The following is a 23,172-nucleotide window of genomic DNA, read 5'->3' on the forward strand; positions in this document are numbered from 1 at the left end:
CAGGACATCGACACGTCTCATTATCGCACCGGGTGCTCACGCGATTATGAGTGGCGTTCGATCCGCCGATCGACGCGGGCGGCCTCGATTGGGGTTTTTGGTACCGCGCTGGTCCCCCTCTCGAGGCCGCACCTTTTTATCGGCTGCCCCGCCGGACAGCCGACACGTCGAGACCATGAAGCGCTACCACGCCTCAGGCGTATGATGGGCATCATCTCCAGGACGATGCCGTGGTCCTTTAGGAGAACCCCTTCAGTTCGCTCTCGCCCTAAAGCGCGATGGCTCGCGCTTTAGCTCTTTGTTTGCGCATGATCTTTCCGGAAAACCGCTCCACACTTTTCCGGACATGCTTTAGCCGACACCGCTACGTGGATTGTAGGGGTGTTGGTCCCGCCACTTCTCCATCAATGCTTCAAGCTCGGCGTCGTTCCCGTCCGGTAGCATAATCCTGATGATGACGAAGAGATCCCCGGTTCCGCCGGCTTTCGGCAGGCCCTTGCCCTTGAGGCGGAAGGTCCGGCCGCTGGACGTGTTCTTGGGGACCGAGAGCTCCACGGCATTGCCGAGGGTCGGCACGCGGACCCTGCCGCCGAGCACCGCCTCGTAGAGCGTGACCGGCAGGTCGATCCTGAGGTCTGCGCCCTCGACCTTGAAGAACGGGTGCGGTGCAATGTTGATGGTGATCAGGAGATCGCCGGGCGGATGGCCCTGCGCACTTTCTCCCTGCCCCCGCAACCTGATCTGCTGGCCCTCGGTGACCCCGGCCGGAATCTTGACGTTGAGCTCCTTGCCAGTCGGCAACCGCACACGCTTCTCGCCGCCCTTGACCGCCTCTTCCAGCGAGACGCTCATGGCGACGTTGACGTCGAGATCGAGCCCGATGCCGCCAGTGTCGAACTCGAACTGGGCGCCGCCGCCGGCTCCGGGCCGTGCGCCGCGCATCCCGCCGCCGAACATGCTGTTGAGGATGTCCTCGAACGCACCGCCGCCCGGGCCGCCCGCACCGCCGCTTCGGAACGTATAGCTTTCGAACCCGCCTGGGCCCGCGCGGCCGCGAGGACCGCCGCCGCCCGGAAAACCCTGGAAGCGCGGCTTGCCCTCGGCGTCGATCTCGCCCCGGTCAAACTGCTTGCGCTTGTCCTCGTCGCCGAGGATCTCGTTGGCCGAGTTGATCTCGGCGAAGCGTTCGGCAGCCTTCGGATCACCCTTGTTGCTGTCAGGATGGTGCTTCTTGGCCAGCTTGCGATAGGCGCTTTTGATCGCGGCAGCGCTGGCGCTCCGCGGCACCCCCAAGACCTCATAGGGGTCGCGCATTCGTCACGTCTCCTTCAAGAAATCGAATTGTTCAAAGGGCTCCCCGCCCCACCTGCGGGTGATGTGGGAAGAGAGTGGCATTTTTGCAACTAGGAACGCGAGCTGAAGCTCTATCTTTGGAGCATGGTCTGATCGGAAAACCGGTTCCCACGTTTCCGGATCATGCTCAGCTCCGCCACGGCTTTAGCGTATGAATCTCCCAACGGCCACGACCGCTTTGGCAGCCGGCGCCCTGGAGCCAGCTTTCGGTATTGCCGTTGACGTAGCTCGCCAGGAAGTCGCGGCATTTGCGCCCGTCCTCGGCGGCATAGGACTGGGCGATGGGCGTCACCGAGCCGCGCGCCCCTGTCTCCGGATTCTCCCAATGCTGGCTGGAATCCTTGTCGCCCTTGCTGAGGACGTCAGAGGCGGCGTTGCGGGTGAAGGCGAGATCGGTCTCGGTCGGGGGAGCGTCCTTCGCCGGCCGCGCGATCGAGCCGGTGAGGTCGCTGTCCTCGGCCTTGGCATAGGCGCTGCCGTCGTTGCGGGAAAAGCTGCAGCCGCCGGCACCAAGCCCGATCAGAATCATCGTCATGACGAAGCCGGACGGCCGGATCGCCGATAGGCCAACGCGTCCCCATGCCCTATATAGGGCGGTAGCGGACAACAACGCGTTTTGGGCCGCGGGACGCAACTCGGACTCCGGACATGACCGACACGACCTCGATGAAACACCAGACACCCTTAACATCCGGTGATTTCACCGCTGCCGACGAGCCATTTGCGTTGTTCGAGGCCTGGCTCAACGAAGCGGTCAAGAGCGAGCCGAACGATCCGAACGCCATGGCGCTCGCAACGGTCGATCCCGACGGGCTGCCTGATGTGCGCATGGTGCTGATGAAGGGCTTCGATACCGAGGGTTTCGTCTTCTACAGCCACATCGCCAGCCAGAAGGGCCGCGAACTCGCCGCAAATCCTAAGGCAGCGTTACTTTTTCACTGGAAGTCGTTGCGCCGTCAGGTGCGCATCCGCGGCAACGTGACGCCGGTGACCGACGCGGAGGCCGACGCCTATTTCGCGACGCGACCGAAGCAGGCCCAGATCGGCGCCTGGGCGAGCAAGCAATCGCAAGAGCTGGAGAGCCGGTTCGCGTTCGAGCAGGCCATCGCCAAGGTCGCGGCCAAATACGTCATCGGCGAAGTGCCGCGGCCGCCGGGCTGGAGCGGCTGGCGCATCACGCCGGTGCGGATCGAGTTCTGGCACGACCGCCCGTTCCGCCTGCACGACCGCATTGAATTTCGCCGTGACGCGGCCGGCCAACCGTGGTCCAAGACGCGAATGTATCCGTAAGCTTTGGGCCGACCTGAAAGATGTCCATGCCGCATTTGTCCAATGCGCCGCGCCGTACGCTGCTCCTGACCGGAGCCAGCCGCGGCATCGGCCACGCCACCGTGATCCGTTTCTCCTCGGCGGGCTGGCGCGTCATCACCTGCTCGCGGCATCCTTTCCCGGAGGACTGCCCCTGGGACGCAGGGCCGGAGGACCACATCCAGGTCGACCTCGGCGATCCCAAGGACACCGCGCGCGCGATCTCGGAGATCCGCAACCGGCTCGAGGGCGGCACGCTGCATGCGCTGGTCAACAACGCCGCGATCTCGCCGAAGGGCGCCGGCGGCTCGCGGTTGGGCTCGGTCGACACCGACCTCGATACCTGGACCCACGTCTTCCATGTCAACTTTTTCGCGCCGATCATGATGGCGCGGGGGCTGATCGAGGAATTGAAGGCCGCCAAGGGGTCGGTCGTGAACGTCACCTCGATCGCGGGCTCGCGCGTGCACCCCTTCGCAGGCGCGGCCTACGCCACCTCGAAGGCCGCGCTCGCAGCGCTGACACGCGAGATGGCCTCCGACTTCGGCCGCATCGGCGTCCGCGTCAACGCGATCGCCCCGGGCGAGATCGACACCTCGATCCTGTCGCCGGGCACCGAGAAGATCGTCGAGCAGCAGATCCCGATGCACCGCCTCGGCACGCCCGACGAAGTGGCAAAGATCATCTACGTGCTGTGCACGGACACCAGCTCCTATGTCAACGGCGCCGAGATCCACATCAACGGCGGCCAGCACGTGTAGGCGGGCACTGTCATTGCGAGCGAAAGCGAAGCAATCCAGACTGTCTCCGCAAAGACAGTCTGGATTGCTTCGTCGCGGAGCCTGTCATCCGGCCCGCCGGAGGCGGGACCGGGTGGCTCCTCGCAATGACGGAAGTGGAAATGGCCGCTCAGGGAAGCAAGGCGATCCAGACAACGCCGCCGCAAGACCTGGATCGCCCTTACCTTCCGTTCCTCAATCGAGTCGAATCCGACGTGACCGCTCGCGCGGCCGCGGAGCGGCCGTGCTGAATGCAGTCGAGCAGTCGTCGTCGTTCTCACCATCGAGCAGCGGAGCACCACAGTGCCGGCACATGCGTGCCGACATCGACGGCGCCTTGCCGCTCGCCAGAACCTGACGGTAGTTCGCCAGATCGATGACGTTGCGGGGCGACGTTATGTGTTTCTCAACCATGGCTGTTCCTCGCGGCTACGCCCTGCTTATCGCAGACAAGTTTCGCGCAAACGTTCAGCCCACCGCTCAAATTTTACCGGAGGAATTGCGGCATGACACACGCGTCACCGCGTCGCCGCAATCCCGATCGATTCTGCGACACGATTCATCGTGTCTATGCGAGCGGCGTAAGGTCTCGGTAGGTATCTTTGCTCGCGCACGATCCTACAGCCACTTCTTCCACTTGAAGATCCAGTAGGGGACGATGGCGGCGATCAGCATCATCACCAGCGCCATCGGATAGCCGTGCACCCATTCGAGTTCCGGCATCACCTTGAAGTTCATGCCGTAGATCGAGGCGATCAGGGTCGGCGGCATCAGGACAACGGCCATGACCGAAAACAGCTTGATGATGTTGTTCTGCTCGAGATTGACGACGCCGAGCATGGCGTCGAGCACGAAGGTGATCTTGCTGGAGAGATAGGAGGCGTGATCGGTCAGCGAGGCGACGTCGCGCTGCATGGTCTTGAGCTGCTCGCGCATGTCCTTCGACCACTTCACGCCCTCGACCACGGCGGACAGGAAGGTCACGACGCGGCCGATCGACACCAGGCTCTCGCGAACCTTCGAGGTCAAGTCGCCCTTGCGGCCGATCGAGATCAGGATCTGGGAATATCGCTTGGCGTGGCCGTGGCGCTCGCTCTCCGGCTCGAAGATCTCGTGGGAGACCTGGTCGATCTCGGCGCCGCAGCGCTCCAGAATGTCGGCGCAGCGGTCGATCACGGCGTCCAGGAGCTCCATCAGCACCATCTCGCCGGTGATCGAGGGCGTGCAGGAGCGGGCGAGCTTGGCCTCGACCAGCGCAAAGGGCTTGGGCAGGTCGTAGCGGACCGTCACCAGGCGGTGGTCGCCAAGGATGAAGGTCACCGCGGTGGTCCGGGGCATGTCGGTATCGGAGTGGCACATCAGCGTCGCGGTCATGTAGCGCGCGCCGTTCTCCATATAGAGGCGACTGGAGATCTCGATCTCCTGCATGTCTTCCCGGGTCGGGATGGCGATGCCCGCCAGCCGCTCGACCGCCTTGTCCTCGGCAGCCGAGGGGTTGACGAGGTCGATCCAGACTGCGTTCTCCGGCAGCGCTGTGAGATCCTCGACAACCGCCTTCTTGAGGGAGGTCTCGGAGAGAACGAACACCGAAAACATCAAAAGCTCCAGAGATCCTACGACAGAACGACAGCCCTTAGCGCGATTCTGACAGGTTCACGATGACAACAACATTAACGGAGCGTTTGCATCTGCGGCGGCCCTAGGCTCAACTGTGGCGCCGGAGGAACAGTCTGGCGCGTCTTACCAAAAAAACCCGCACGACACCTCCAAATTTGCGGCAGAAAAGCCACAGCTGGGGTCTTACAGCCCTGGAAAACGGCTTCAGCGCTGGAATTGTGGCAGATTTCAACCATAATGGGCTTAACGGAGTCGAGGAACTTGGGCGCTACGCTCAGGTCCCTTCCGCACGGTATTGTTTTGATTGGAACCAAACCATGTCGTCGCTGAAAATTATGTTTGGGATTTTGGCCGCTGGCCTGATGCTGTCGGGCTGCATGCAGGCCACGACGCGTTACGAGGCGACGGACACCAAGGCGTTCAAGCCCAAGGACAAAGAACTCCTTGCCAAGGTGAAATACGAGAATACCGCGGTCGCAGAACCGTTCCGCCGCGCCATTGTCGAATTCCACCGCAAGGAAGCGCCGGGCTCGATCGTGGTCGATTCCGACAACCATTACCTCTATTACGTGCTGGAGGGCGGCAAAGCGATCCGCTACGGCATCACTGTCGGCGAAGAGGCCATGGCCTGGTCGGGCATCGCCAAGGTGGCCAGCAAGACCGAGTGGCCGGCCTGGCACCCCACCCCCGGCGAAATCTCGCGCCTCGGCGTGCCGACCTATGTCGCACCCGGACCGGACAATCCGATGGGCTCCCGCGCGCTGTACCTCCATTCTGGGGGCAAGGACACGCTGTTCCGCATCCACGGCACCAACCAGCCGGAATATATCGGCGCCTCGATCTCGTCAGGCTGCATCCGCCTGACCAACGAGGACGCGATCGATCTCTATGATCGCGTCAAGCTCGGCACCCTCGTCGTGGTGCTCGAGCCCAAGCACGGCGATTCGCCCTACAAGCCGCGCCTCGCGCTCCAGGGCGGTTCCAGTTCACCCTACTAAGCAGGCCTTGCCCGAGGCCTTTCAAAGGCGCCGGTTTCACCGGCGCTTTTTTGTTGCCGGCTGGTGCGATCGGGCTTTGTTGCCATCCGCCGCCGGCTTGTCCGCAGGTGCAGCAGGCTTTTCCGCCTCACCGCCGTCGGCGCCCTCCTTTGCCTCGGGCTTGGCCGCGACCTCGCGCGGCGGTGCCTCCTCGGGACGCTCCGCCGGCAGCAGCGGTGCGACCTGAGGCAGCGGATCCCAAACGTTCCATTGGCAAATCCGGTAGTCGTTGCGTCGCTGCGCGAGATCGAGATGGATGTGGTCCTCGTGGTACCAGTCCGAACCCGGGCCTAGCACGGTGGAAAAGCGAGTGCAGACCGAGTGCAGCACGCGCTCGCGCACCTCGCGCGAGGTGGTGCGGTCGGTCAGGCCGATCGACTGCCCATTGGCGAGCTTGACGGCGCGGATGTCGATGGCATTGGCCTTGCCGTGCTCGGACAGCATCGCGCCGGCCACGCGGTTGCGGCCGCGGCACTCGAAGCTGTCGAAATTGTCGAGCTCGCTGACGGCGGAGCCGAGGCTGGTCGCCAGCGGCGCCATGTCCTTGCGCACCCAATCGGCGAGCGCGGACGCCATGGTGCAGCGGAGGATGGCCGCCGGCTTGACCGTCACCTTGCGCTTGTCCGGCAGCACGATGGCCTCCAGTCGCACCAGATCCTCGCCGCCGCAGGCACCGGGACCGCGGATATCCGGAATGGACGGCGCGATCGCGATCTCCTCGGTCAGCGCCAGCCGGCAGGCCGAGGCCTGCTTCTCGGGCGGCGGCGCGGACTCGGCGGGCTTGTCCGCGCCTGGCTTGTCGGGGGACGGCGAGCCGTCTGCCTGCGCCGCCCCCTCATCCGACGCTTTGGGGGCCTCCTCGGGACGCGGTTTCGGCAGCGGAATCCTGGCGGCGCGAACGGTTGGGCGGGGCTTCGGTGCTCCAAGGTTGAAGATATCGAGCGGCGCATGATACTTCCGCGCCTCTGCCCTTTCGGCGATCAGCAATAGCCCAGCCGCAGCGGTAACCATTGCCGCCCCGGCGGACATATAGCCGCGACAAGACCATTTGCGACGAAAGTCCGGCAGGCTAAAACTCATGGCAATTCTTTGGCCCAACGCTGAGAGCGATAACGCGCCCAGCGACTTCTCGGAGGAACGTCGGAATGCTTGGTTTGATGCAAGATTGGCCCCTGCTCTGCCACCGGATCATCGAACACGCCGCCAGGATTCATGGCAAGCAGGAGGTGGTCACACGCTCGGTCGAGGGACCGATCCATCGCACCAACTACGCCGAGATCCACAAGCGCGCGCTCAAGGTCTCGCAGATGCTGGAGCGCGACGGCATCAAGCTCGGCGATCGCGTCGCAACGATCGCCTGGAACACCTGGCGCCATCTGGAGGTCTGGTACGGCATCATGGGGATCGGCGCCATCTGCCATACCGTCAATCCGCGCCTTTTCCCCGAACAGATCGCCTGGATCATCAATCATGCGCAGGATCGCGTCGTGATGACCGATCTCACCTTCATTCCGATCCTGGAGAAGATCGCGGACAAGCTGCCCAGCGTGGAGCGCTACATCGTGCTCACCGACAAGGCTCACATGCCGGAGACCACGCTGAAGAACGCGGTCGCCTACGAGGACTGGATTGCGCAGGCCGACGGCAAATTCAAATGGAAGGACTTTGACGAGAACACGGCGGCGGCGATGTGCTACACCTCCGGCACGACCGGCGATCCCAAAGGTGTGCTGTATTCGCATCGCTCCAACGTGCTGCACGCGCTGATGGCCAATAACGTCGACGCGCTCGGCACCAGTGCGTCCGAGACAATGCTGCCGGTCGTTCCGCTGTTCCATGCCAACAGCTGGGGCATCGCCTTCTCCGCGCCCTCGCAGGGCACCAAGCTGGTGATGCCGGGCGCCAAGCTCGACGGCGCCTCGGTCTACGAGCTGCTCTCGACCGAGAAGGTGACGCACACCGCCGGCGTGCCGACGGTGTGGCTGATGCTGCTCCAGCACATGACGGCCAACAATCTCAAACTGCCGGATCTGAAGATGGTGATCTGCGGCGGCTCGGCGATGCCGCGCTCGATGATCAAGGCCTTCCTCGACATGGGTTCGAACGTCCGCCACGCCTGGGGCATGACCGAGATGAGCCCGATCGGAACCGTCGCGGCGCTGAAGCCGCCGTTCCAGAATGCGACCGGCGATGCCAGGCTCGACGTGCTGCAGATGCAGGGTTATGCGCCGTTCGCCGTGCAGATGAAGATCACCGACGATGCCGGCAAGGAGCTGCCCTGGGACGGCAAGACCTTTGGCCGCCTCAAGGTCTCCGGGCCCGCCGTCGCCAAGGCCTATTACCGCGTCGATAGCAACATCCTCGACGAGGACGGCTTCTTCGACACCGGCGACGTCTCGACCATCGACGAGGACGGCTATATGCGGATCACCGACCGCTCCAAGGATGTGATCAAGTCCGGCGGCGAGTGGATCTCCTCGATCGACCTCGAAAACCTCGCGGTGGGCCACCCCGCCGTGGCGGAAGCCGCCGTGATCGGCGTGTTCCACCCGAAATGGGACGAGCGGCCGCTGCTGATCGTGCAGCTCAAGCAGGGCCAGCAGGCCACGCGCGAGGACATCCTGAAGTTCATGGAGGGCAAGATCGCCAAATGGTGGATGCCCGACGACGTCGCTTTCGTCGACGGCATTCCGCACACCGCCACCGGCAAGATCCTGAAGACGGCGCTGCGCGACCAGTTTAAGGATTACCGGTTCCCGAACGCGGCGGCGTGACGGGCTGGGTGCGCCCCTCCTTGGAGGGGCGTCAGCGTCCGACTTGTTGAAGCCTCCACGACGTCATGGCCGGGCTTGTCCCGGCCATCCACGCCTTGCCCCACGGTGCAGTGAACGTGGATGGCCGGGACAAGCCCGGGCATGACGGCTTGGGCGTAGCCGGAACCCTTGAATTTGCTCCCGCGCCGTGGTCTCAACGGCGCATCGTCGCGCCAAATCGGCCGGCATCGCCAACCCCGGCAGAGCTCACCCGATGGCCCGCAGGTTTTCCGCTCCCTACCAGTCGGAGCCCGTGTCCAGCCTCGCGAGCTGGGCGCGCAATCTGGCCGTGTTCGCGGTTCTGGCGGTGGTGGTGTCGATCATCGTCGTCCGTTTCGATTTCCTGGAGCCCAAGCCGGCGCTGGCGACGTTCATCGGCGGGCTCGCGATCGCCGGCCTCTCGATCCTGTTCGGGCTCGCCGGCTTTGCCGCAATCTGGCAGAACGGCTCGCGCGGCATGGCGCGCATCCTGCTCGCCTTCCTGATCGACGGGGCGATCCTCGCCTATCCCGCCTATCTGGCCTTTCAATATCGCAAGCTGCCGTCGATCTACGACATCACCACCAATCCGATTGATCCGCCGCGCTTCGATGCGCTGGCGCGCCTGCGCACCGGCGAGGGCACCAACACCGCGGTCTATGCCGGCCTCTATTCGGCGGAGCAGCAGCGCCATTTCTATCCCGAGATCGAGCCCGTCGAGCTCGAGATCTCGGCCGACCGCGCCTATGCGATCGCGCTTCAGCTCGTCCACAAGCGCAAATGGATCGTGATCGACGAGCGCGCACCGCAGCCGCCGCGCCGCATCGGCCGCATCGAGGCGGTGGCGCGCACGCCGATCATGGGTTTCCGCGAGGACGTTTCGATCAGGGTCGTGCCGGATGGCGATGATTCCCGCGTCGATATCCGCTCTGCGTCGCGCAATTTCGACAGCGACCTCGGCAGCAACGCCGCACGCGTCAAGACGTTCATCGACGACCTCAACACCGCCGCCGACGCCGATGCACTCAAGCCGGTGAAGAAGACGCCGGTGACGCCGCCCAAGGCGCCGGCGAAGACGGTGAAGAAGTGACTTGGCGAATGGGGAGTAGCGAATAGCGAATGGAGCCGCCCATTCGCTATTCCCCATTCGCTATTCGCCCCTAGGCCATCCGATAGGTCCCGCCGATCACGGGATCGCCATCCGTCGCCACCACGCCGCGGGCGACCAGATCTTCCAAATGCGCCAGCACGGAATAGCCGGCAGCTGTCGTCAGGCGCGGATCGATACCGATATAGATCGCGCGGACCATGGTCGGGATGTCGGTCTCGCCCTTGGCCAGGCGGTGCAGGATCGAGGCCTCGCGTGCCTTGCGGTGGCGGATCAGGAAGCGCACGAAGCGCTGGCCCTCGGGAATCTCGGGGCCATGGCCCGAGAAATAGAGATCCTCCTCGCGGGCGGCGAGCCGGTCGAGCGAGTCCATGTAGTCGATCATAGAGCCATCGGGCGGCGCCACGATCGAGGTCGACCAGCCCATCACGTGATCGCCGACGAAGTTGAACTTCCGCTCCGGCCAGGCGAATGCCAGATGGTTGGCCGTGTGGCCGGGCGTCGCGACGGCTTCGAGCCGCCAGCCGTCACCTTCCACGACGTCGCCGTGCGCGAGATTGACGTCCGGGGCAAAATCGCGGTCGGCGCCGGATTCCGGATTGTGCTTCTCGCTCTCGAATCGCGGCCGCGAGGCGCGATGCGGGCCTTCGGCATAGACCGGCGCCGCCGTCGCCTGCTTGATCCGCGCGGTGTTCGGCGAATGGTCGCGATGGGTGTGGGTGACGAAGATGTGCGTCACGGTCTCGCCGCGCACGGCATCGAGCAGCGCCGCCGCATGCGCCGCATCGTCTGGACCGGGATCGATGATCGCGACATTGCCCTTGCCGACGATGTAGCTGACCGTGCCCGTGAAGGTGAACGGGCTCGGATTGTTGCAGAGCACGCGCCGCACGCCGGGGCGGACCTCCTCGACGATGCCGGGCTTCAGCGGAAAGTTGCGGTTGAACGGGACGTCGTCGTTGTCGGACATGGGACTTCCTGTGCCACACTCTCTGCCGTCATACCCCGCGAAGGCGGGGTATCCAGTACGCCGCAGCGCCAGTGACAAAAGCGAAGTCTCTGGGATACTGGATCGCCCGCCTGCGCGGGCGATGACAGTTGAGCAAGCTAGCCGCGGCGGAAAAACACAGTGACTAGAAAAACGCCTGAATGCCCGTGATCGCGCGGCCCAGGATCAGGGCGTGGACGTCGTGGGTGCCCTCGTAGGTGTTGACCGTCTCGAGGTTATGGACGTGGCGCATCACGTGATACTCGATCGAGATGCCGTTGCCGCCGTGCATGTCGCGGGCGGTGCGGGCGATGTCGAGGGCCTTGCCGCAATTGTTGCGCTTCATGATCGAGATCATCTCGGGCGCGAACTTGCCCTCGTCCATCAGGCGGCCGACGCGAAGCGAGCCCTGCAGGCCGAGGGCGATCTCGGTCTCCATGTCGGCGAGCTTCTTCTGCACCAGCTGGGTCGCGGCGAGCGGCTTGCCGAACTGCTTGCGATCGAGCGTGTATTGACGGGCGCGGTGCATGCAGTCCTCGGCGGCGCCAAGCGCACCCCAGGAGATGCCGTAGCGGGCGCGGTTGAGGCAGCCGAACGGGCCCTTGAGGCCGGAGACGTTGGGCAGCAGGGCGTCCTCCGGGACCACGACGCCGTCCATCACGACCTCACCGGTTATGGAGGCGCGCAGCGAGAGCTTGCCGCCGATCTTCGGCGCGGACAGGCCCTTCATGCCCTTCTCCAGCACGAAGCCGCGGATCTGGTTGTCGTGCGCGGCCGACTTGGCCCAGACCACGAAGACGTCGGCGATCGGCGCGTTCGAGATCCACATCTTGCTGCCGGTAAGGCGATAGCCGTCCGACACCTTCTCGGCGCGGGTCTTCATGCCGGCCGGATCGGAGCCGGCATCGGGCTCGGTCAGGCCGAAGCAGCCGACCCACTCGCCGCTGGCGAGCTTGGGCAGGTACTTCTTGCGCTGGTTCTCGTCGCCATAGGCGTAGATCGGGTACATCACCAGCGAGGACTGCACCGAGTTCATCGAGCGATAGCCGGAATCGACCCGCTCGATCTCGCGCGCGACGAGGCCATAGGCGACGTAGCTCGCATTGGCGCAGCCATATTCTTCCGGCAGCGTGATGCCGATCAGGCCGAGCTCGCCCATCTCGTTGAAGATCTCGCGGTCGGTCTTCTCCTCGAGATAGGCCTTGGAGACGCGCGGCAGCAGCTTGTCCTGCGCATAGGCGCGGGCGGTGTCGCGAACCATGCGCTCGTCTTCGGTGAGCTGCTCGTCGAGCAGGAACGGATCGTCCCACTGGAAAGAAGCCGCAGCCGGCTTGTCCTTGGCCTGAGGGCGCACGCTCATGAAACGTCCTTTCGCGTCTGGTTCCGTCGATAATTGCCCGACAAAGTAAAGCGCCGCGGCAACAAGTTCAATTGCATCCTGGCTTGGTCGTTCCGGGGTGGCGCTTTCAGCGCGACCGGGAGAAGACAATGCGTGTCAGCTTTCGAGCTGCTCGTTGGCGACGATCTCGATGCCGAAGCCCGATAGGCCCTTGTAGTCGTGCACCGACGAGGTGAGATGCCGGATCGAAGTCACGCCGAGGTCGCGCAGGATCTGCGCGCCGACGCCGACCTCGCGCCACTGGCGGTTGCGGTCGGCCTCCGTCGACGTCTCGTCCGGCAGCGGCGAAACGGGCACGCCGGCCGCGCCGTCGCGCAGGTAGACCAGCACGCCGCGGCCGGTCTTCTTGAAATGCTCGAGCACGGCGGCCATGCGCTTGTGGCCGGTGAAGGTGTCCTTGACGATGTTCGGCTTGTGAAAGCGCGTCAGCACGTTCTTGCCGTCGCCGACCCCGTTATAGACGAAGGCGACGTGGGCGATGGAATCGAACGGCGAGCGGTAGGCATAGCCCTGCAAGGGACCGATCGGGCTGTCGGTGACGAAGGTCGAGACCCGCTCGATCAGCTTCTCGCGCGCCTGGCGATAGGCGATCATGTCCGCGATGGTGACGTGCTTGAGCTTGTGCCTGACCGCGAATTGCGCGACCTGCTCGCCCTTCATCACGCTGCCGTCGTCGTTCATGAGTTCGCTGATGACGCCGACCGGCGGGAGGCCGGAAAGCTTGCAGAGGTCGACCGCGGCCTCGGTGTGGCCGGAGCGAAGCAGCACGCCGCCGTCCTTAGCGATCAGCGGGAAGATGTGGCCGGGCCGGGCGAAGTCGTTGGCGCCGACATTGGGATTGGCGAGCGCGCGGCAGCACGAGGCGCGCTCCTCGGCGGAGATGCCGGTGCCGCCGTCGGGCTTGTAGTCGATCGAGACCGTGAACGCGGTGGTGTGCGCGGAATCGTTGTGGGCGACCATCGGATCGAGCCGCAGCCGGCGCGCGTCCTCGGTCGTCACGGGCGCACAGACGATGCCGGAGGTATGGCGGATGATGAAGGCCATCTTCTCGGCGGTGCACAGCGAGGCGGCGACGATCAGATCGCCCTCGCCCTCGCGGTCCTCGTCGTCGGTGACGACCACGAGCTCACCCCGAGCAAAGGCCTGCAAGACTTCCTGAACGCTATCGGGCATTTCCCAATCTCTATCGGTTATGGCCGGGAGGCTTAGCCGGACTTGGGTCGGGGCGCTAGTCTCCCCAGCGCAACCACATATGTCCGAGGGCGGGCCTGCCGATGGGTTTCAGGCTTGCACCGGGCATACCAGCGATATAGGCGCAGATTGCCCGCAAGGAAGGCGGGCAAGGAAGGCGGCCCGACGCCGTCAGGGCAGCACCTCGCGGCGCTCGCCGAGGCGCTGATCGAGCTCGGCGCGCTTGTCCGCGAGCAGGCCGGCCTGGGCGGCTTCGATCACGGTAAACAGCTCATGTGCATCGCTGAGCCGGGTCACGGTGACATAGCTGGCGCCGGCCTCGTAGAGCGCGCCGACGTCGGCCAACAGGTCGGCCGTGGCGACGATCAGGGCGGTCGGATTGAGCGCGCGGACGTGACGGACCAGCTTCTCGTTGGTGGCGCCCTTCAGCAGCGAATCCGGCACGCTGAGGATGATCATCTCGGACTTGCCGACGCCGGCATGGAGCAGCGTGTCGGCGCTGCTGATGTCGCCATAGATCACGTGCAGACCACGTGAAAGCAGGGTCTGGTACACATTGGGGTTGAAATCGACCACGGTGATCTGCTCCAGCAGCACCGGTGCCTGCCGTTCGATCTCGGCCAGCAGCGCACTCGCCGCACGGAAAAAGCCGAGGATGACGATGCGGCGGGCCTCGCCATGGCCGCCCCCGTGGCCCTCCTCGGCATGGCCGTTGCCATGGTCGAGATCGCGCAGGCCGATCCGCTTCAAGGGGCCGATCGCCCAACGGGTGATCTCGTCGCTGCGGGTCATCACGAAGGTCGAGAGCACCGCCAGCACCACGAAGGCGAACGAAGCCGCATTCGCCGTCTCGGCTGCGATGTGGCGGTCCGCGACGCCGGTCTGGATCACGACCAGCGAGAACTCGGAGATTTGCGCGAGGTTGAGCGCCGGCAACAGGCTGGCGCGCAGGCCCTGCTTCATCAGATAGAGCGGGGTGAAGGTGGTGACGAGGCGGCTCACCACCGTGAACGCGGCGATCATCAAGGCGAGGCTGATCACCGAGAGGCCGGGCACGGGAATGGTCATGCCGAGCGCGACGAAGAACAGCGTGATGAAGAAGTCGCGCAGCGTGGTGACCTTGGCGGTGACATCGAGCGCATAGGGGAAGGTCGAGAGCGAGACGCCGGCGATCAGCGCACCCATCTCGCGCGACAGCGACAGTTGATAGGCGGTCTCGGCGACGAGAAAGCACCAGGCGAGCGCACCGAGCAGGATCAGCTCGGGCCGCCGGGCGATATGGTGGAACACGCGCGGCAGCACGTAGCGGCTGACCAGAAGCGCGGCCGTGACCAGCACCGCGACGCGGCCGATCGAGAGCAGGATGACGCTGACCTGCAGATTGGCGAGACTCGGCTGCACCGCCAGGAACAGGATGGCAAAGATGTCCTGGAGCACCAGCACGCCGAGCGTGATGCGGCCCGGCAGCGTATCGAGCTCGCGCTTCTCGTAGAGCACCTTGACGATGATGACCGTGCTCGACAGCGCGCAGGCGACGCAGAGATAGACCGCATCGAAATGCCCACCGCCGAGCGACAGGCCGATGCCGACGAAGAACAGAAGCCCGAGCAGACAGCCGCCCAGCAGCTGGCTGCCCGCCGCGAACAGGATCACCCGCCCGGCCCGAACGATCTTCTTCAGGTCGATCTCGAGCCCGATCATGAACAGCATGAAGATCAGGCCAAGCTCGGAGATGACGCTGATCGATTCCTGCGAATGGACCCAGCCGGCGCCGAATGGACCTATGCAGAAGCCGGCGATAAGATAGGCCAGGATCAGCGGTTGCCGGGAGAAATGGGCGAGAAGCCCCAGCATCCAGGCGAACAGAATAGAGAGTGTGATATCGCGAATGAGCTCATGCATGCCAAATTGGTCCGTTTTGCCGCACCCTAGAGGTGGGTTGCGGTGCGACAAGCGAGCAATTCGTCACATGCGGAATGGGCTCTTCGCAGCCATGCTGCTCGCTCCCCTCGCCTTTGCCGTGCCCGCCGCCGCGCAATCCAAGGTCAGTATCGAACAAAACTTTGCCGATTCGCTCACCACGCCGCTGAAGGAGGACCTCGCCGTATCCGGCGGTTTCTACGTGCCCGCCTATTCCAGCGTCGCGATGAGCCAGGGCAAGCTGCGTGTCGACTTCTCGGTGACGCTGAGCGTACACAACGCCTCCGAGACCCAGCCGCTGGTCATCAAACGCATCGCCTATTTCGACACCGCAGGCAAGCAGGTCGAGAGCTATCTGAAGACGCCGGTGGCGTTGAGGCCGCTCGCCACCGTCTCGATCTTCATTCCGACCGACGACGTGCGCGGCGGGACCGGCGCCAATTTTCTGGTCGACTGGGCCGCCACGGGCGAGATCGCAGAACCCGTGGTCGAAGCCTTAATAGTTGGCGGCATCGCCAACACGCATTACGCTTTCATCAGTCAGGGCCGTCCGACCAGGACGGCCGGCAAGAAGTAAGGCGGCCGGTGCAAAGCCGAGCTCAACAAGAACAAAACGAGGAACGCTCCCATGACGTCCAGCTTCGATTTCGCGCCCCTGTTTCCAGCAGGGCTGCCGGCCCCGTCTGCGCGCTGGACGGGCCTTGCCAAATACAGCTTCGTGGGCGGCAACAACGATTCCGAACAGGTGCCGCTCGACGAGCTGATCGAAGCGGCCGACACGGTGCTGCGGCGCGAGGGCCGCTCGCTCGCCACCTACGGTCTGGCGCATGGTCCGCAGGGCTACCTGCCGTTGCGCGAATTCCTGGTGACGAAACTCAAGCGCGACGCCGGCATCAGCTGCACGGTCGACGACCTCCTGATCGTCTCCGGCTCGCTGCAGGCGCTCGACCTCGTCAACGCCACCCTATTGACGCGCGGCGACACCGTGATTTTCGAGCAGGAGAGCTATCAGGGCTCCCTGACACGGCTGGCGCGGCTCGGCGTCAACGTCGTCGGCATTCCCCTCGACCAGGACGGCATGCGCATGGATCTGCTGGCCTCCGCGCTGGCCGACCTGAAGCGCCGCGGCATCCGGCCGAAATACATCTACACCATTCCGACGGTGCAGAACCCGACCGGCAGCATCATGCCCGAGAGCCGCCGCACCGAGCTGGTGCGGCTCGCGGCCGAATATGGCGTGCCCATCTTCGAGGACGATTGCTATGCCGACCTCATCTGGTCGGGGCAGCGGCCGCCCGCGATCTACGCGATGAGCGAGAGCGGCGGCGTGATTCATATCGGCTCGTTCTCAAAGTCGATCGCGCCGGCGCTGCGCGTCGGCTTCGTCGTGGCGCCCTGGGAGGTGATGTCGCGGATGCTGGCGCTGAAGACGGATGCTGGCTCCGGTGCGCTGGAGCAGATGGTGCTCGCCACCTATTGCAAGCCGCATTTTTCAACTCACGTGCCGGCCCTGACCAAGGCGCTGCGCACCAAGCTCGACACGCTCATGGAAGCGCTCAACGAGCAGTTCGGGACCGCCGCTGAGTTCGAGGAGCCCAAGGGCGGCATCTTCCTTTGGGTGAAGCTGCCCGACCAGGTCGATACGCTGAAGCTGTATCAGGCCGCGCTCGCCGCCGGCGTCTCGATCAATCCGGGGCCGGAATGGTCGACCAGCAAGGGCCATTCCGCTTCGCGGCTGCGGCTGTGCTTTGCCAGCCCCACGCACCAGCAGATCCGCGATGGCGTCGCCGTGCTAGCCGAAGTCTGCCGCAAGGAGTTTGGCGTGCCCGCCCGCAGCGCCAATGTGGAGAAGCGAGCCTGAGGCCCAGTCCGGACGTCTCCTCACGCCGCCTGTGGCTGACTGCCGTGAATCGCGGAAGCCAGCCGCAGCAACAGGACGATGGAGACGTTGCCTTTGCCGGCCTCGATCTGGGCGATGTAGCGCTCGGAAATCCCCGAGCGCCGGGCGAGCTCCCGGCGCGACAGATCGCAGCGCATGCGTGAGGACCGCAACCGATCGCCCAGCTCGCTCAGAAACGCGGCCTCGGAATAAGGCGGTACGGCACAGCTCCCCGGCAGTACTTCGCCCGCAAAATCCATGACTTGATTCAGCATTGCTCTATCCACGTTCGCCTTCGGGAAACGCCATCTTATCTTCGAACCGCCCCGCCTCATTGACGCGGATCAAATTCGCGGGCGATCGGCAACCGCCGTGGCAGGGCCGCGCGCGGGATGCTAAACTTTGGAATTGTTCGAGGCGGGGTTTTTCAGGACATGATGCGTTGTTCGGGCCGCTGGATCGCGGCTGCGGTGCTGTGGGTCGCGTTCACCCCCACGGCTGGTGCCGAGACGCTGGCCGTGACCGTAGAGCAATGGGGCCTGCTCGGCTCCTGGGCGGTCGATTGCTCGGGTAGGCCCGACCGCGACCAGGGCGCGCGCTTGACTTACGAAATCCGGAAAGACGGGCGGGTGATGTACCGGCGCGATTTCGGCGAGGCCAGGGACGAGAACGAGGTGGTGTCCGCCACGGTCAATGCCGAGGGCCTGCTCAATGTCATGGTGTACTTCCCCTCGCTGCATCAGGCCCGCGAGTTCGGGTTGCTGTTGCAGAAGGACGGCAGCCTGCGCGCGATCTACAATCGCAGCGAGCGCGGCGAGTACACGATCAGCAACGGCAAATACGTCGCCAGCGGTGCGCCGACGCCCGCGCAGCAGCGCTGCGATTAGCACGCCTTCGTCTGAACATCCGTTCAGAATTCTCTCCCCGCTCCTCCGGAACGTTCGCGCACATCTGCGGTTTAGATGTGCATTCGTTTGGAGGAGGACATCATGAAGAAGCTTGGTTATGTGGTTGCGGCTCTCGGTGCGCTCGTGATCGCGGCGCCGACGCTCGCAAGTGCGGAGACGGTGGTGATCAAGCGCAGCGGCGGCTATCATCATCATCACCACGGCCCGTACGGCGCCCGCGCCGAATTCCGCGGACATCGTCATCATGGCTGGCATCGCCACCATCGCGGCGACAAGGTCGTCGTGATCAAGCGCAGCCATCGCCATCACCACTGGGACTAAGGCGCAACGCGACAAGGAAATGGCCCCTCACGGGGCTATTTCTATTGTGTTCTTTTCCTTCTCCCCTTGTGGGAGAAGGTGGCATAGGCGGCCTTCGGCCGCCGTTCTTGAGAACGCCGATAATGCGCATCGGCTATTGCGCCGGATGCGGGGTTGCGTCAGCAAGTGCGAAAGTGAAAGACTCATGCGCGGAGAGAGACCCCTCACCCGTCTCGCCGCTTTGCGGCGAGCCACCCTCTCCCACAGGGGGAGAGGGTACAGAGCGCCTAATCCCATGCTGGCGCGAAGCCTGGATTGACGCAGCGTCTGTCCTTCGCCAGCGCGGCGATCTTCTCGCGATCGGCATCGTCGAGCGTGATCTTCAGCGCGTCGAGATTGGCCTGCTGGCTCTCGCGCCGCGAGGCCTTGGGGATCGCGGCGACGCCGTCCTGGTCGAGCAGCCATTTCAACGCGACCTGCGCGGCGGTGGCATTGTGCCGGGCGCCGATGTCGGCCAGCACCGGATCGCTCGCGAAACGCCCTTGCGCCAGCGGACAATAGGCAACCAGCGGGATCGACCTCGGCTGGAGATAGGCAAGCACCTTCGATTGATCGAGCATGGCGTGATATTCGACCTGGTTGCAGGCGATTGGCGCCTTGATCTCCTCGACCGCGACCTTGAGCAGCGCGGTGGTGAAATTGGCAACGCCGATGGCGCGCGTGCGCCCCTCCTCCTTGAGCGTCATCAGCGTTTCGAACACCGCCCCCCAGTTCGCGGCCTTCGACGGCCAATGCACGAGATAGAGGTCGACATGGTCGAGCCGGAGCTTCTTGAGGCTGGCTTCGAAAGCGCGGCGGATCGCATCGGAGCTGAGGTTCTCGTGCCAGACTTTCGTGGTGACGTGCAACTCGCCACGCGACACGCCGGACGCGGCGATGGCCGCGCCGATCGCCTCCTCGTTGGCGTACATCTCGGCGGTATCGATGTGGCGATAGCCGATCGAAAGCGCGCTCTCGACCGCGGCACGGCAGGCATCGCCCTGCATGCGGAAGGTGCCGAGGCCGAGCTTGGGCATGCTGATGCCCTGTGTTTTCAGATGATCCATGCAACAGGCTCCTGAGCAATTCAGCCCACCGGATCGCGCGGCGATGCCGCGTGAGCAGACTTTTCGGTGATGGAAAAGAAGTGGCGGGACCCCTCACCCTAGCGCGGGAGGAGCACAGCGGCCAATCAAGATCGGGTTAGCAATGCCTCTCCATCGTCATGGCCGGCTTGTCCCGGTCATCCACGCATTGCCACGCGGCACGAAGAACGTGGATGCCCCGGACAAGCCCGGGCATGACGACTGGCGCGCCGCAACCTCACCAATGCTGCGCCACGACCGCGGGTTGCACCTGCGGCTGCGGCACGATGTCGACCGACCAGAGGTCGCGATTGTCGACGTCCTTCAGGGTCACCGTCATCACGCCGCTGTGGCCATCGATGTCGACCCGCCCGAAGAACTGCAAGCCGAAGCAGGGCGCGAGATTCTCGCCTTGCGCAGCGCTGCAGCCGTGCTGGTACATCGCGACCGGGCCGAAGGTGTCGTCGAGCTCGCCCGGTCCCCAGCTGCCGGCATGCAGCGGGCCGGAGACGAACTCCCAGAACGGCTCGAAATCCTTAAATTGCGCCTTCTTCGGATCGTAGTAGTGCGCGGCGGTGTAATGCATGTCGGCGGTGAGCCAGACGATGTTGCGGATACCGGCGCGCGTGATGAATGCGAGCAGATCGGCGATCTCGTGCTCACGCCGGTCGGGCGGCCCATCGCCGAGCGCAACGGCATCCAGGCTGATCAGGCCAATCGGCAAGTCGGCCGCGATCACCTTCCAGGTCGCGCGCGAAGCGGCGAGCTCGCGCTTGAGCCAGGCGAGCTGCTCGGCGCCCAGGATCCAGCCGCGGTGATCATCGCCCTTGTTCCAGCTCTCGTCGCGGTAGCTGCGCATGTCGATCATGAAGACGTCGAGCAGCGGGCCATAGGCGATCTTGCGATAGACGCGGCCGTGCCGCGCGCCGATGTCGCGGATTGGCATGAAGTCGAAGAAGGCCCGGCGGGCTCGCGCGACCAGGCGCGGGGTGCCGTCGTCCTCGTGTCCGGACTCGTCATAGGTCCCGATCGGCGACCAGTCGTTGGTCACCTCGTGATCGTCCCATTGCGCGAACATCGGCACCTGCGCATGGAAGGCGCGAAAGTGTTCGTCGAGGTGGTTGTATTTGTAGTTGCCGCGGAACTGCGCCAGGGTGTGCGCCACCTCCGACTTCTCTTCGGTGACGAGGTTGCGCCAGGTCTCGCCGTTCGGCAGCTTCTGTTCGGAAGGGATCGTGCAGTCCGCGTAGATGTGATCGCCACAGTGGATGAAGAAATCCGGATTGTTATCGAGCATGGTGCGATAGCTGCGATAGCCGCCGCGGGAGACGTCGATGCCCCAGCCCTGGCCCGCGGTGTCACCGGACCACAGAAACGAGATCGACTGGCGCGCTGCCGGCGCGGTGCGGAAATGGCCGACGCGGCTTTCGCCGACGAGTCCGGTGGCGATGTCGTCGAAGCGGACGCGGTAGAAGATGTCCTGCCCGGGCGGCAGATCCGCCAGCAGGAGTTTTGCAGTGAGATCGGCAGCGGGCAGCGCATCGCCCGAGGCCGAGGCGATGATGGTCTTGAAGCTCTCGACCGTGGAGCATTCCACCTGCATCCGCGCGGGACGGTCGGCGCGCGCCCAGATCACCGCGGAGCCGCCGGAGACATCGCCGGACTGGATGCCGCCTGCGATCGGCGGCCGATCGGCGGCGCGGCTCAAATGAGGCTTCGCGAGCGCGGCGATGGCGAGACTGGAAGCGGAGCGGACCAGGAACTGCCGCCGGGTCCAGGCGCGCGAGGCGCGGAGCGTTGCCATTCAGGAGACCTTCGTCGAATCGCGACGGAAGGTGCCTGCGCTCCTTGACTGCCAGCTTACGGTTTCTTGACTCCGCGCCTACGGTTTTGCGACGCGGGGATGACGGCTGTGATCACCGCTTCCAGTTGCAAATGCCGCCAGAGCGGCATGGCCAGGTCTGGATGCGGGTGTCCATCGCCTGCGCATCGAGCGGGTTGCCGCGGCGTGCTAGCTTGGCGCGGGCCGCCCCGCGCGACGGTGCGCTTCTGGCATGCGCGCTCTTCGGCTCGGCCACACGAACACGTTCGGCGGCAACCTTCTTCGGCACATCGACCGGCTCAGCACGCGCCTGCGCTTCGTTCGCGCCACGCGCTTCGAGCGGGACCGGCGCGAAGTGCGTCTCCGGCCCGAGACGTTTCGGCGACAGCACCGCCTTGGAGAGATCGAGACCAAGATATTCGCCGGGCTTGTAGTCGTCGGCGCGCGCAACACCGGCCCCTGCGACCACGAGGGCGAAGGCAATTGCGAAGGGAACGCTTTTCAGGACCATGGACGCCTCCTGAAATCGATTTATGAAAGGGGCAATTTACCCCTATCTAGGAGGCGCCGCGCGTAATTCCAGCGGTCAGATGCCGCCGTGGTTAAGAAGTTTGACGGTGTCAGGCGACCTTTCGCGCAGCGTCCGTCCCGTCCAGGAACCCCAGCAGGCGGCTGCGGATGATGGTTTCAGCCTCGCCCATGATGCGATCGATCAGCTCCTTGCAGGACGGGATGTCGTGGATCAGGCCCGCGACCATGCCGCAGCTCCAGGCGCCGGCATCCATCTGGCCGTCCAGCATGATCTTGGGATAGACGCCCGCGACCTGGTCGTGGATGTCGTCGATCGTGAGCTTGGCGCCCTTTTCGCGCTCGATCTCGAGCAGGCGGTCGACATTGGCGTTCTTCAGGACGCGCTCGGTATTGCGCAACGCCCGCATGATCAGGCGGGTATCGAGCTCGGTGGCTGCGACGAGAGCATTCTTGACGTTCTGGTGCACCGGCGCTTCCTTGGTGGCGATGAAGCGCGTGCCCATGTTCATGCCCGCCGCGCCCAGCGAGAGCGCCGCGACCAGGCTGCGACCATCGGCCATGCCGCCGGAGGCGACGAACGGGATCTTCAGCTCTTCCGCCGCACGCGGCAGCAGGATCATGTTGGGAATGTCGTCCTCGCCGGGATGGCCGCCGCACTCAAAGCCGTCGACGCTGACGGCGTCGCAGCCGATGCGCTCGGCCTTCAGCGAGTGACGCACCGATGTGCATTTGTGGATGACCTTGATGCCGGCGGCCTTCAGCGCCGGCATGTAGGCTTCCGGGCTGCGGCCCGCGGTCTCCACCGCCTTGATGCCGCCCTCGACGATGGCTGCGATATATTCCGGATAAGGCGGCGCCGAGAAGGCCGGCAGGAAGGTGAGGTTGACGCCGAACGGCTTGTCCGTCATGTCGCGGCAGCGCGCGATCTCCTTGGCGAGCAGCTCGGGCGTCTTCTGCGTGAGACCGGTGATGATGCCGAGCCCGCCGGCATTGGAGACGGCAGCGGCCAGCTCGGCGAAGCCGACGAAATGCATGCCGCCTTGGATGATCGGGTGCTCGATGCCGAACAGTTCGGTGATCGCGGTCTTCACTGAAAATCCTCCCGGTTTTGCTTGA

Annotated in this window: 23 protein-coding genes; 9 read left to right on the forward strand and 14 right to left on the reverse strand. The window is 64.6% G+C overall.

The window, feature by feature from the left end:
* Positions 1-351 precede the first annotated feature (351 nt).
* Positions 352-1,314 carry a J domain-containing protein gene (locus I6F24_RS03795; protein ID WP_225112631.1) on the reverse strand — a complete coding sequence of 321 codons (963 nt, stop codon included), beginning with the start codon at positions 1,312-1,314 and terminating at the stop codon, positions 352-354.
* 166 nt (positions 1,315-1,480) lie between these two features.
* Positions 1,481-1,888: an RT0821/Lpp0805 family surface protein gene (locus I6F24_RS03800; RefSeq protein WP_036004044.1), complete on the reverse strand. Its 408-nt coding sequence runs from the start codon at positions 1,886-1,888 to the stop codon at positions 1,481-1,483.
* 113 nt (positions 1,889-2,001) lie between these two features.
* Here I6F24_RS03800 and pdxH point away from each other — a divergent pair, with 113 nt between their 5' ends.
* The gene (gene pdxH / locus I6F24_RS03805) at positions 2,002-2,643 is read left to right on the forward strand and encodes a pyridoxamine 5'-phosphate oxidase (RefSeq protein WP_036004041.1); all 642 of its coding nucleotides are present in this window, start codon (positions 2,002-2,004) and stop codon (positions 2,641-2,643) included.
* Positions 2,644-2,669: 26 nt separating this feature from the next.
* Positions 2,670-3,422 (forward strand): SDR family oxidoreductase, encoded by a 753-nt coding sequence (locus tag I6F24_RS03810; RefSeq protein ID WP_225150047.1) that lies wholly within the window; start codon positions 2,670-2,672, stop codon positions 3,420-3,422.
* Between the two features lie 213 nt (positions 3,423-3,635).
* Here the strand turns inward: I6F24_RS03810 and I6F24_RS03815 are convergent, their stop codons facing one another.
* Positions 3,636-3,854 (reverse strand): hypothetical protein, encoded by a 219-nt coding sequence (locus tag I6F24_RS03815; protein WP_035696491.1) that lies wholly within the window; start codon positions 3,852-3,854, stop codon positions 3,636-3,638.
* Between the two features lie 204 nt (positions 3,855-4,058).
* Positions 4,059-5,036: a magnesium transporter CorA family protein gene (locus I6F24_RS03820; RefSeq protein WP_036004038.1), complete on the reverse strand. Its 978-nt coding sequence runs from the start codon at positions 5,034-5,036 to the stop codon at positions 4,059-4,061.
* 338 nt (positions 5,037-5,374) lie between these two features.
* On the opposite strand from I6F24_RS03820, the gene I6F24_RS03825 reads away from it, so the two are divergent.
* Positions 5,375-6,055, forward strand: coding sequence for a L,D-transpeptidase (locus I6F24_RS03825; RefSeq protein WP_036031037.1), 681 nt, complete (start codon positions 5,375-5,377; stop codon positions 6,053-6,055).
* 36 nt (positions 6,056-6,091) lie between these two features.
* Here the strand turns inward: I6F24_RS03825 and I6F24_RS03830 are convergent, their stop codons facing one another.
* Complete coding sequence (locus I6F24_RS03830) at positions 6,092-7,174, reverse strand: extensin family protein (RefSeq protein ID WP_225150049.1); 1,083 nt, start codon at positions 7,172-7,174, stop codon at positions 6,092-6,094.
* A gap of 65 nt (positions 7,175-7,239) precedes the next feature.
* Between I6F24_RS03830 and I6F24_RS03835 the strand changes: the two genes are divergently transcribed.
* Positions 7,240-8,868, forward strand: a complete 1,629-nt coding sequence (locus I6F24_RS03835; RefSeq protein ID WP_036004029.1) for a fatty-acid--CoA ligase — start codon at positions 7,240-7,242, stop codon at positions 8,866-8,868.
* Positions 8,869-9,121: 253 nt separating this feature from the next.
* Positions 9,122-9,976: a DUF1499 domain-containing protein gene (locus I6F24_RS03840; protein WP_036004020.1), complete on the forward strand. Its 855-nt coding sequence runs from the start codon at positions 9,122-9,124 to the stop codon at positions 9,974-9,976.
* A 70-nt stretch (positions 9,977-10,046) separates the two neighbouring features.
* Here the strand turns inward: I6F24_RS03840 and I6F24_RS03845 are convergent, their stop codons facing one another.
* The 4 genes from I6F24_RS03845 to I6F24_RS03860 form a co-directional block, all read right to left on the reverse strand.
* A complete protein-coding gene (locus tag I6F24_RS03845) occupies positions 10,047-10,964 on the reverse strand; it encodes an MBL fold metallo-hydrolase (protein WP_036038078.1) in 918 nt (305 codons plus the stop codon).
* A 163-nt stretch (positions 10,965-11,127) separates the two neighbouring features.
* Positions 11,128-12,342, reverse strand: coding sequence for an acyl-CoA dehydrogenase (locus I6F24_RS03850; RefSeq protein ID WP_036004014.1), 1,215 nt, complete (start codon positions 12,340-12,342; stop codon positions 11,128-11,130).
* A gap of 135 nt (positions 12,343-12,477) precedes the next feature.
* Positions 12,478-13,554, reverse strand: a complete 1,077-nt coding sequence (gene ribB / locus I6F24_RS03855) for a 3,4-dihydroxy-2-butanone-4-phosphate synthase (protein ID WP_036004011.1) — start codon at positions 13,552-13,554, stop codon at positions 12,478-12,480.
* A 189-nt stretch (positions 13,555-13,743) separates the two neighbouring features.
* A complete protein-coding gene (locus tag I6F24_RS03860) occupies positions 13,744-15,474 on the reverse strand; it encodes a cation:proton antiporter (RefSeq protein WP_225150051.1) in 1,731 nt (576 codons plus the stop codon).
* 67 nt (positions 15,475-15,541) lie between these two features.
* Between I6F24_RS03860 and I6F24_RS03865 the strand changes: the two genes are divergently transcribed.
* Both I6F24_RS03865 and I6F24_RS03870 read left to right on the forward strand, forming a co-directional pair.
* A complete protein-coding gene (locus I6F24_RS03865; RefSeq protein ID WP_225150053.1) occupies positions 15,542-16,069 on the forward strand; it encodes a DUF3124 domain-containing protein in 528 nt (175 codons plus the stop codon).
* 51 nt (positions 16,070-16,120) lie between these two features.
* Positions 16,121-17,353 (forward strand): PLP-dependent aminotransferase family protein, encoded by a 1,233-nt coding sequence (locus I6F24_RS03870; RefSeq protein ID WP_225150055.1) that lies wholly within the window; start codon positions 16,121-16,123, stop codon positions 17,351-17,353.
* A gap of 20 nt (positions 17,354-17,373) precedes the next feature.
* Here the strand turns inward: I6F24_RS03870 and I6F24_RS03875 are convergent, their stop codons facing one another.
* On the reverse strand, positions 17,374-17,646 hold the full coding sequence (locus I6F24_RS03875) for a helix-turn-helix domain-containing protein (RefSeq protein WP_036031024.1): 273 nt from the start codon (positions 17,644-17,646) through the stop codon (positions 17,374-17,376).
* 159 nt (positions 17,647-17,805) lie between these two features.
* Here I6F24_RS03875 and I6F24_RS03880 point away from each other — a divergent pair, with 159 nt between their 5' ends.
* Positions 17,806-18,258, forward strand: a complete 453-nt coding sequence (locus tag I6F24_RS03880; protein ID WP_225112628.1) for a hypothetical protein — start codon at positions 17,806-17,808, stop codon at positions 18,256-18,258.
* A gap of 102 nt (positions 18,259-18,360) precedes the next feature.
* Entirely contained in the window at positions 18,361-18,600 is a 240-nt protein-coding gene (locus tag I6F24_RS03885; protein ID WP_036004024.1) for a hypothetical protein, read from the forward strand.
* 266 nt (positions 18,601-18,866) lie between these two features.
* Here the strand turns inward: I6F24_RS03885 and I6F24_RS03890 are convergent, their stop codons facing one another.
* From I6F24_RS03890 to I6F24_RS03905, 4 genes are all read right to left on the reverse strand, one after another.
* Entirely contained in the window at positions 18,867-19,685 is an 819-nt protein-coding gene (locus tag I6F24_RS03890) for an aldo/keto reductase (protein WP_036031019.1), read from the reverse strand.
* A 256-nt stretch (positions 19,686-19,941) separates the two neighbouring features.
* Positions 19,942-21,507 carry an alkaline phosphatase D family protein gene (locus I6F24_RS03895; protein WP_036031016.1) on the reverse strand — a complete coding sequence of 522 codons (1,566 nt, stop codon included), beginning with the start codon at positions 21,505-21,507 and terminating at the stop codon, positions 19,942-19,944.
* A gap of 112 nt (positions 21,508-21,619) precedes the next feature.
* Positions 21,620-22,036 (reverse strand): hypothetical protein, encoded by a 417-nt coding sequence (locus I6F24_RS03900; RefSeq protein ID WP_036031014.1) that lies wholly within the window; start codon positions 22,034-22,036, stop codon positions 21,620-21,622.
* A 109-nt stretch (positions 22,037-22,145) separates the two neighbouring features.
* Positions 22,146-23,147 (reverse strand): nitronate monooxygenase family protein, encoded by a 1,002-nt coding sequence (locus I6F24_RS03905; protein ID WP_036031011.1) that lies wholly within the window; start codon positions 23,145-23,147, stop codon positions 22,146-22,148.
* Positions 23,148-23,172: the final 25 nt, after the last annotated feature.

Source organism: Bradyrhizobium sp. BRP23 (assembly GCF_020194135.1).
Lineage (GTDB): Bacteria > Pseudomonadota > Alphaproteobacteria > Rhizobiales > Xanthobacteraceae > Bradyrhizobium > Bradyrhizobium yuanmingense.

What these genes read in the sequence shown, in the direction of transcription:
- I6F24_RS03800 (WP_036004044.1), bottom strand. Translation starts at nt 1,888, where the DNA reads ATGACGATGATTCTGATCGGGCTTGGTGCCGGCGGCTGCAGCTTTTCC.
- I6F24_RS03820 (WP_036004038.1), bottom strand. Translation starts at nt 5,036, where the DNA reads ATGTTTTCGGTGTTCGTTCTCTCCGAGACCTCCCTCAAGAAGGCGGTT.
- I6F24_RS03795 (WP_225112631.1), bottom strand. Translation starts at nt 1,314, where the DNA reads ATGCGCGACCCCTATGAGGTCTTGGGGGTGCCGCGGAGCGCCAGCGCT.
- I6F24_RS03900 (WP_036031014.1), bottom strand. Translation starts at nt 22,036, where the DNA reads ATGGTCCTGAAAAGCGTTCCCTTCGCAATTGCCTTCGCCCTCGTGGTC.
- I6F24_RS03810 (WP_225150047.1), top strand. Translation starts at nt 2,670, where the DNA reads ATGCCGCATTTGTCCAATGCGCCGCGCCGTACGCTGCTCCTGACCGGA.
- I6F24_RS03850 (WP_036004014.1), bottom strand. Translation starts at nt 12,342, where the DNA reads ATGAGCGTGCGCCCTCAGGCCAAGGACAAGCCGGCTGCGGCTTCTTTC.
- I6F24_RS03895 (WP_036031016.1), bottom strand. Translation starts at nt 21,507, where the DNA reads ATGGCAACGCTCCGCGCCTCGCGCGCCTGGACCCGGCGGCAGTTCCTG.
- ribB (WP_036004011.1), bottom strand. Translation starts at nt 13,554, where the DNA reads ATGCCCGATAGCGTTCAGGAAGTCTTGCAGGCCTTTGCTCGGGGTGAG.
- I6F24_RS03875 (WP_036031024.1), bottom strand. Translation starts at nt 17,646, where the DNA reads ATGCTGAATCAAGTCATGGATTTTGCGGGCGAAGTACTGCCGGGGAGC.
- I6F24_RS03885 (WP_036004024.1), top strand. Translation starts at nt 18,361, where the DNA reads ATGAAGAAGCTTGGTTATGTGGTTGCGGCTCTCGGTGCGCTCGTGATC.
- I6F24_RS03815 (WP_035696491.1), bottom strand. Translation starts at nt 3,854, where the DNA reads ATGGTTGAGAAACACATAACGTCGCCCCGCAACGTCATCGATCTGGCG.
- pdxH (WP_036004041.1), top strand. Translation starts at nt 2,002, where the DNA reads ATGACCGACACGACCTCGATGAAACACCAGACACCCTTAACATCCGGT.
- I6F24_RS03825 (WP_036031037.1), top strand. Translation starts at nt 5,375, where the DNA reads ATGTCGTCGCTGAAAATTATGTTTGGGATTTTGGCCGCTGGCCTGATG.
- I6F24_RS03865 (WP_225150053.1), top strand. Translation starts at nt 15,542, where the DNA reads ATGCGGAATGGGCTCTTCGCAGCCATGCTGCTCGCTCCCCTCGCCTTT.
- I6F24_RS03870 (WP_225150055.1), top strand. Translation starts at nt 16,121, where the DNA reads ATGACGTCCAGCTTCGATTTCGCGCCCCTGTTTCCAGCAGGGCTGCCG.
- I6F24_RS03890 (WP_036031019.1), bottom strand. Translation starts at nt 19,685, where the DNA reads ATGGATCATCTGAAAACACAGGGCATCAGCATGCCCAAGCTCGGCCTC.
- I6F24_RS03830 (WP_225150049.1), bottom strand. Translation starts at nt 7,174, where the DNA reads ATGAGTTTTAGCCTGCCGGACTTTCGTCGCAAATGGTCTTGTCGCGGC.
- I6F24_RS03860 (WP_225150051.1), bottom strand. Translation starts at nt 15,474, where the DNA reads ATGCATGAGCTCATTCGCGATATCACACTCTCTATTCTGTTCGCCTGG.
- I6F24_RS03845 (WP_036038078.1), bottom strand. Translation starts at nt 10,964, where the DNA reads ATGTCCGACAACGACGACGTCCCGTTCAACCGCAACTTTCCGCTGAAG.
- I6F24_RS03835 (WP_036004029.1), top strand. Translation starts at nt 7,240, where the DNA reads ATGCTTGGTTTGATGCAAGATTGGCCCCTGCTCTGCCACCGGATCATC.
- I6F24_RS03840 (WP_036004020.1), top strand. Translation starts at nt 9,122, where the DNA reads ATGGCCCGCAGGTTTTCCGCTCCCTACCAGTCGGAGCCCGTGTCCAGC.
- I6F24_RS03880 (WP_225112628.1), top strand. Translation starts at nt 17,806, where the DNA reads ATGATGCGTTGTTCGGGCCGCTGGATCGCGGCTGCGGTGCTGTGGGTC.